General features: G+C 73.7%; 7 protein-coding genes. 6 read left to right on the top strand and 1 reads right to left on the bottom strand.

From position 1 onward, the window contains the following. Positions 1 to 236: 236 nt before the first annotated feature. From E0W78_RS04070 to E0W78_RS04045, 6 genes are all read left to right on the top strand, one after another. The gene (locus E0W78_RS04070; RefSeq protein WP_131402550.1) at positions 237 to 1157 is read left to right on the top strand and encodes an NAD(P)/FAD-dependent oxidoreductase; all 921 of its coding nucleotides are present in this window, start codon (positions 237 to 239) and stop codon (positions 1155 to 1157) included. An 80-nt stretch (positions 1158 to 1237) separates the two neighbouring features. Further along, positions 1238 to 1540 carry an Asp-tRNA(Asn)/Glu-tRNA(Gln) amidotransferase subunit GatC gene (gatC, locus tag E0W78_RS04065; protein ID WP_131402549.1) on the top strand — a complete coding sequence of 101 codons (303 nt, stop codon included), beginning with the start codon at positions 1238 to 1240 and terminating at the stop codon, positions 1538 to 1540. After that, the gene (gene gatA, locus E0W78_RS04060; protein ID WP_131402548.1) at positions 1540 to 3048 is read left to right on the top strand and encodes an Asp-tRNA(Asn)/Glu-tRNA(Gln) amidotransferase subunit GatA; all 1509 of its coding nucleotides are present in this window, start codon (positions 1540 to 1542) and stop codon (positions 3046 to 3048) included. Before gatC ends, gatA begins: the two co-directional genes overlap by 1 nt. After that, a complete protein-coding gene (gene gatB, locus E0W78_RS04055) occupies positions 3045 to 4538 on the top strand; it encodes an Asp-tRNA(Asn)/Glu-tRNA(Gln) amidotransferase subunit GatB (RefSeq protein WP_131402547.1) in 1494 nt (497 codons plus the stop codon). The genes gatA and gatB overlap by 4 nt, the downstream gene beginning before the upstream one ends. Positions 4539 to 4540: 2 nt before the next feature. Next, positions 4541 to 5575: a GGDEF domain-containing protein gene (locus E0W78_RS04050; RefSeq protein WP_131402546.1), complete on the top strand. Its 1035-nt coding sequence runs from the start codon at positions 4541 to 4543 to the stop codon at positions 5573 to 5575. 31 nt (positions 5576 to 5606) lie between these two features. Then, positions 5607 to 5900, top strand: coding sequence for a DUF1540 domain-containing protein (locus E0W78_RS04045; RefSeq protein ID WP_131402545.1), 294 nt, complete (start codon positions 5607 to 5609; stop codon positions 5898 to 5900). Between the two features lies 1 nt (position 5901). Here E0W78_RS04045 and E0W78_RS04040 read toward each other — a convergent pair whose 3' ends face one another. After that, positions 5902 to 6771, bottom strand: coding sequence for a hypothetical protein (locus E0W78_RS04040; protein ID WP_131402544.1), 870 nt, complete (start codon positions 6769 to 6771; stop codon positions 5902 to 5904). Position 6772: the final 1 nt, after the last annotated feature.

The following is a 6772-nucleotide window of genomic DNA, read 5'->3' as shown; positions in this document are numbered from 1 at the left end:
GCCCCCTGAGCCTGTCGAAGGGGGCTTCGACAGGCTCAGCCAGCGGGGCTGGCTCGGCCAGCGGATCGGCCCCGACCCAGCTGGCCTAGGGCGGTGCGTCACCCACCATCCGCGGCGGCGGGCGGTGAGCTGTCCACCAGAGGAGCCTCGTCGGTGGGGGACAGCTCACCGCCCGCCCCAGCTCACGCCTGGGTCTCAGACGTGTCGGACGGTCCCGATCGGGGTACCAGGGCGGCGTGACGGAGCAGAGCTACGACGTGGTGGTGGTGGGCGGCGGCCCCGCGGGGCTCTCCGCGGCCCTGGTGCTCGGACGCGCGCGACGCCGCGTCCTCGTGGTCGACGCGGGCGAGCCGCGCAACCGCTACGCCTCGCACGTCCACGGCTTCCTCACCCGCGACGGCGTCCCGCCCGACGAGCTGCTCGACCTCGCCCGCGACGAGGTGCGCGGCTACGGGGTCGAGCTGCGCACCGGCACGGTCGACGGGCTGGAGCGCGACGGCGACACGCTGCGCGTCCAGGTCGACGGGCAGGCCTGCGTCCGGGCCCGCCGGGTGATCGCCGCGATCGGCACCGACGACTCGCTGCCCGACGTCCCGGGCCTGGCCGACGGCTGGGGGCTGGACGTCCTGCACTGCCCCTACTGCCACGGGCAGGAGGTGAAGGGCAGCCGGGTCGCGGTGCTGGCCACGCACCCGAACGCCGCCCACCAGGCCCGCCTCGTGCGGCAGTGGACCGACGACCTCGTGCTCCTGGTCAACGACGTCGCCGAGCTCGACGACGACGGCCGCGAGGCGCTCAGCAGCCGCGACGTCCGGCTCGCCGAGGGTGCGCTCGAGCGCGTCGAGCGGGACGACGACGGACCGTTGCGCCTGCACCTGGCCGGGGGAGAGGTCGTCGAGGTCGACGCCCTGTTCACCGTCCCGGCCATGCGTCCGGCGCACTCGCTGCTGGAGAAGCTTGGCGTCGCGGTCGACGACACCCCGATGGGCCCGGCGATCGAGACCGGCGACCACGGACGCACCAACGTCGACGGCGTCTGGGCGGTCGGCAACGTCACCGACCCCACCGCGCAGGTGGTCACCGCCGCGAGCCACGGGGCGCTCGCCGGCATGGACGTCAACGCGAGCCTGGTCGACGAGGACTTCGAGCGCGGCTGAGCGGGGCGAGGCCGTCCGGGAGCCGGGGGAGCGACCACTAGGATGGACGCGCACCCCACCCGCACCCGCGAAGGAACCGCATGTCCGAACCCCGGATCTCCCGCGACGACGTCGCGCACCTGGCCGGCCTGGCCCGCATCGACCTGAGCGAGGCCGAGCTCGACCGCCTGGGCGCCGAGCTCCCCTCGATCCTGGGCTACGTCGCCGAGGTGCAGGCCGTCGCCGGTGACGACGTGGAGGCGATGAGCCACCCGATCCCGGTGCGCAACGTCTTCCGCCCCGACGTGCCGACGCCGAGCCTCGCGCCGGCCGACGCCCTCGCCGGTGCGCCCGCCTCCGAGGACGACAAGTTCCTCGTGCCCCAGATCCTCGGGGAGGACTGATGACCGACCTCACGCGGCTCAGCGCCGCCGACCTCGCCGCGCGGCTCGCCTCGGGCGACGTCACGTCCGTCGAGGCCACGCAGGCCCACCTCGACCGCATCGCCGCGGTCGACGGCGCCGTGAACGCCTTCCTGCACGTCGACGCCGAGGGTGCGCTGGCCCAGGCCGCCGACGTGGACGCCCGCCGTGCCGCCGGCGAGACGCTCGGCGAGCTCGCCGGCGTCCCGATCGCGGTCAAGGACGTCATCACCACCCGTGGCGTCCCCACGACGGCCGGCTCGAAGATCCTCGAGGGCTGGATCCCGCCGTACGACGCCACGGTCACCGAGCGGCTCAAGGCCGCCGGACTGCCCATCCTGGGCAAGACCAACATGGACGAGTTCGCGATGGGCTCCTCCACCGAGCACTCGGCCTACGGCCCCACCCACAACCCGTGGGACCTGGACCGCATCCCCGGCGGCTCCGGCGGCGGCTCGGCCGCGGCCGTGGCCGCGTTCGAGGCGCCACTGGCCGTCGGCACCGACACCGGCGGCTCGATCCGCCAGCCCGGCGCCGTCACCGGCACGGTCGGCGTCAAGCCCACCTACGGCGCGATCAGCCGCTACGGGCTCATCGCCATGGCCTCCAGCCTCGACCAGGCCGGACCGGTCACCCGTACCGTCCTGGACGCCGCGCTGCTGCACGGCGTCATGGCCGGGCACGACCCCCGCGACTCCACCAGCATCAGCGGCGAGTACCCCGACGTCGTGGCCGCCGCCCGCCGCGCGGACGTCGACGGCCTGCGCATCGGCGTCGTCACCGAGCTCGGCGGCGAGGGCTTCCAGCCCGGCGTCCGCGCCCGGTTCGAGGAGTCCGTGGAGCTGCTGACGAAGGCCGGCGCCGACGTCGTCGAGGTCTCGCTGCCCAGCGTGAAGCAGGCCCTGGCCGCGTACTACCTGGTCATGCCGAGCGAGGCGTCCAGCAACCTGGCCCGCTTCGACGCCATGCGCTACGGCCTGCGCGTCACGCCCGACGGCGCGACCCCCAGCGCCGAGGCGGTCATGGCCGCCACCCGCGACGCGGGCTTCGGCGACGAGGTCAAGCGCCGCATCATCCTGGGCACGTACGCGCTGTCCAGCGGCTACTACGACGCCTACTACGGCTCGGCGCAGAAGGTCCGCACGCTGCTGGCGCGCGACTTCGCCGCCGCGTTCGAGCAGGTCGACGTGCTCGCGTCGCCCACCTCGCCGACCACGGCCTACAAGCTGGGCGAGAAGCTCGACGACCCGCTGGCCATGTACCTGGGCGACGTCGCCACGATCCCGGCCAACCTGGTCGGCATCCCCGGCATCTCCATCCCCAACGGCCTGGCTGACGAGGACGGGCTCCCGTCCGGCTTCCAGCTGCTGGCGCCGGCCCACGCCGACGACCGCCTGTACAACGCCGCCGCGACGCTCGAGCGCCTGCTCGAGCAGCATTGGGGCGGCCCCATCCTTGCGAAGGCTCCCGAGCTGGAGGCGACCCGATGACCGAGACGCTCGTGCCCCTCGACGAGGCGCTCGACCGCTACGACCCGGTGATGGGCCTGGAGGTCCACGTCGAGCTCAACACCGCGACCAAGATGTTCTGCGGCTGCTCGACGACCTTCGGCGCGCCGCCGAACACGCAGGTCTGCCCGGTCTGCCTCGCGCTGCCCGGCGCCCTGCCGGTCGTCAACGAGAAGGCGGTCGAGTCGGCCATCCGCATCGGCCTGGCGCTGAACTGCGAGATCGCCGAGCTGTCGCGCTTCGCCCGGAAGAACTACTTCTACCCGGACATGCCGAAGAACTTCCAGACGTCGCAGTACGACGAGCCGATCGCCTTCGACGGCTACCTGGACATCGAGGTCGACGGCGAGACGTACCGCATCGAGATCGAGCGCGCGCACATGGAGGAGGACACCGGCAAGGCCACCCACGTGGGCGGCTCCACCGGACGCATCCATGGCGCCGACCACTCGCTGATCGACTACAACCGTGCCGGCATCCCGCTCATCGAGATCGTCACGCGCACCATCGAGGTGCCCGGCGAGAAGGCGGCGGCCGTGGCGCGCGCGTACGTGTCGACGCTGCGCGACCTGGTCGGCGGCCTCGGCGTCTCCGACGTCCGCATGGACCAGGGCTCGCTGCGCGCCGACGTGAACCTGTCGCTCAAGCCGAAGGGCTCGGACGTCCTGGGCACGCGCTCGGAGACCAAGAACGTCAACTCCTTCCGCTCGGTCGAGCGGGCGGTGAAGTTCGAGATCACCCGCCACGCGGGCATCCTCGACGCCGGCGGCTCGGTGCTGCAGGAGACGCGCCACTTCCACGAGGACACCGGCACGACGTCCTCGGGCCGCGAGAAGTCCGACGCCGACGACTACCGCTACTTCCCCGAGCCCGACCTCGCGCCGGTGGCGCCGTCGCGCGAGTGGGTCGAGGAGCTGCGCACCACGCTGCCCGAGCCGCCGGCCGTGCGCCGCGCGCGTCTGCAGGGCGAGTGGGGCTTCAGCGACCTCGACATGCGCGACACCGTCGGTGCCGGCGCGCTCGAGCTCGTCGTCGCCACCATCGAGGCGGGCACGACCCCGCAGGCGGCCAAGAAGTGGTGGCTGGGCGAGCTGGCCCGGCGCGCCAACGAGACCGGCGTCGACCTCGACGCGCTGCCGATCACGCCGCAGGTCGTGGCCCAGATCCAGGGCCTCATCGACGCCGGACGCGTGAACGACAAGCTCGCGCGCCAGGTCTTCGACGGCGTCCTGGCCGGCGAGGGCACGCCCGACGAGGTCGTGGCCGGTCGCGGGCTCGAGGTCGTCTCGGACGAGGGTGCGCTCGGCGCGGCCGTCGACCAGGCGATCGCCGACAACCCGGACGTGGCGCAGAAGATCCGCGACGGCAAGGTCGCGGCGGCCGGGGCGCTCATCGGTGCCGTCATGAAGCAGATGCGGGGGCAGGCGGACGCGGCACGGGTGAGGGAGCTCGTGCTCGAGAAGCTCGGCTAGCGGTGCCGACCTCGAGGTCGTCCTCGGCGGTCGCGCCCGTGGTCCCGGTCGCCCGCTGGCACGTCCTGGGCGCTCGTGCGTTCCTGGGCGTCACGCTGGTGGTGCTGGTGGCCGGCGCGGTCAGCGACGGTCGTCTGGACACGGCGCCGCGCGTCGTCCTGGCGGTGCTCGCGGTCGCGGCCGCCACCTTTGCGGTGTGGGCGCTGCTGCGCGGGCTCGGTCGCGACGGCTCGGAGCGCTCGGTGATGCTCTGGCCGGTCGCCGTGGTGGCGCTCATGACGGTGCTCAACGTCGTGAGCCCCCTGACCGCCCACGAGCTGCCCGGCCTGTTCACGCTGGCGTTCCTGTTCGTCGGGCTGACCCAGCGGCCGGGCACCGTCTGGTGGTGCCTGCTGCCGGCCCTGCCGCCGTACCTGTGGATCCTGCAGATCTCGGTGGACGTCTCGCTGGTGCGCATCCCGGTGATCCTGGCCATCTGGGTCCTCGTCGCCGAGGTCCCGGCCCGGCTGCTGGACATGGTGCGCGCCCAGTCCGAGGCGCTGTCGCAGCTGGCGCGCACCGACCCGCTTACCGGGCTGGCCAACCGCTCGCGGCTCGACGCGACGCTGGCGGCGCTGGGCCCCGGCGACGCCGTGGCGCTGCTCGACCTGGACCACTTCAAGCGGTTCAACGACACCCACGGGCACCCGGCCGGCGACGCCCTGCTGCGCGACTTCGCCGCGTGCCTGGTCACGGGCACCCGGCGCACCGACGTCGTCTTCCGGTTCGGCGGCGAGGAGTTCCTGCTGGTCCTGGTCGGTGCCAGCCTGCCGGACGCGAGCGCCCTCGTGGAGGAGCTCGCGAGCCGCTGGCGGACGGCCCGTGCGGGGGAGACGTTCAGCGCGGGCGTCGTCTCGGCCGGCGGCCCCGACCCGGTCGGCGCCGCCGACGCGCTGCTGTACCGGGCCAAGCGCGAGGGTCGCGACCGGGTCGTGGCTGAGGACGGCACGGATCCGGGCGCGGCTGAGGCTTCCCTTCCCCAGGGGGCCGGGTCCTAGCCTGGACGCAACCCCGTCCGAGGAGGTCGCCATGACCGCGACGCTGCCCGAGGTCCACCAGTGCGAGGTCGCTGGGTGCTCCTACAACCACGACACCGCCTGCCACGCCGGTGCGATCACCGTGGAGGCCGGCTCCGACGCCGCCTGCGGGACGTTCATCGCGCTGGACGTGCACGGCGGCCTGTCGAAGGCGCTCGCCAAGGTCGGTGCGTGCCATCGCGCCGACTGCACGCACAACCACGAGCTGGAGTGCGGCGCGGACTCCATCCGCGTGGGCCCCGGCGCCGACGCGGCCGACTGCCTGACCTACGCGCCCGCGTCCTGAGCTAGCCGCGCACCCGCTGCTCGATCGCGTCGAGCAGCACGTCCTCGCCGCCACCGCTCTGCGGCAGGAACAGGCTGGGCTCGGTCAGCTCGACCTCGAGCACGACCGGGCTCCCGTCCGGCGCGGTGACCAGGTCGATGCGCGCGTAGAGCAGGTCGAGGTCGGGACCGAACAGGGCGCGGAGCGCGTCGTGCGTCGACGCGGCGACCTCCAGCTGCGCGGCGGTCGGCGCGCGCGGCGTGATGTCGCCGCGGCTGTCGCGGTGGTCGTTGACGCCCTCGCCGCGCTCGAGCAGCGGCGCCTTGCGGATGGCGTGCGAGAAGTGCCCGCCGAGGAACAGCATGGCGGTCTCGCCGTCGCTGTCGACCGACGGGACGTAGCGCTGGGTCATGGACGTGCGGCCGCGGGCGACGAGCTCCTCGCTGTGCCGGTACACGTCCGCCGGGTCGCTCCAGCGAGCGGTGTCGCGCGAGCCGGCCGAGATCGACGGCTTGACGACCCACTCGGCGTCGGGCTCGCCATCGCCGGCCAGCGGGTCGCCGTCACGGACGTCCCACTGGGTCGCGATGACGGGCACGCCGGCGGCGGCCACCTCGCGCAGGTAGGTCTTGTCGGTGTTCCAGCGCAGCACCTCGACCGGGTTGGCCAGGCGCGGCACGGTCGCGGCCCAGTCCAGGAACTCCTCGCGCCGGTCGGTGTAGTCCCAGCACGACCGCACGACGACCAGGTCGAAGCCGGCCCAGTCCACCGCGGGGTCGTCCCAGAGCACGGTCTCCAGCGCCAGGCCGCGGCGCTCGGCGGCGGCGTGCAGCAGCGGCAGGTCCGGGTCGATGTCCCGGAACGGCAGGGCGGTGGCGAGCGCGATGGTCACG

It is taken from the genome of Aeromicrobium sp. IC_218 (assembly GCF_004336805.1).
Lineage (GTDB): Bacteria > Actinomycetota > Actinomycetes > Propionibacteriales > Nocardioidaceae > Aeromicrobium.
This window is presented reverse-complemented; position numbering and strand designations above follow the sequence as displayed.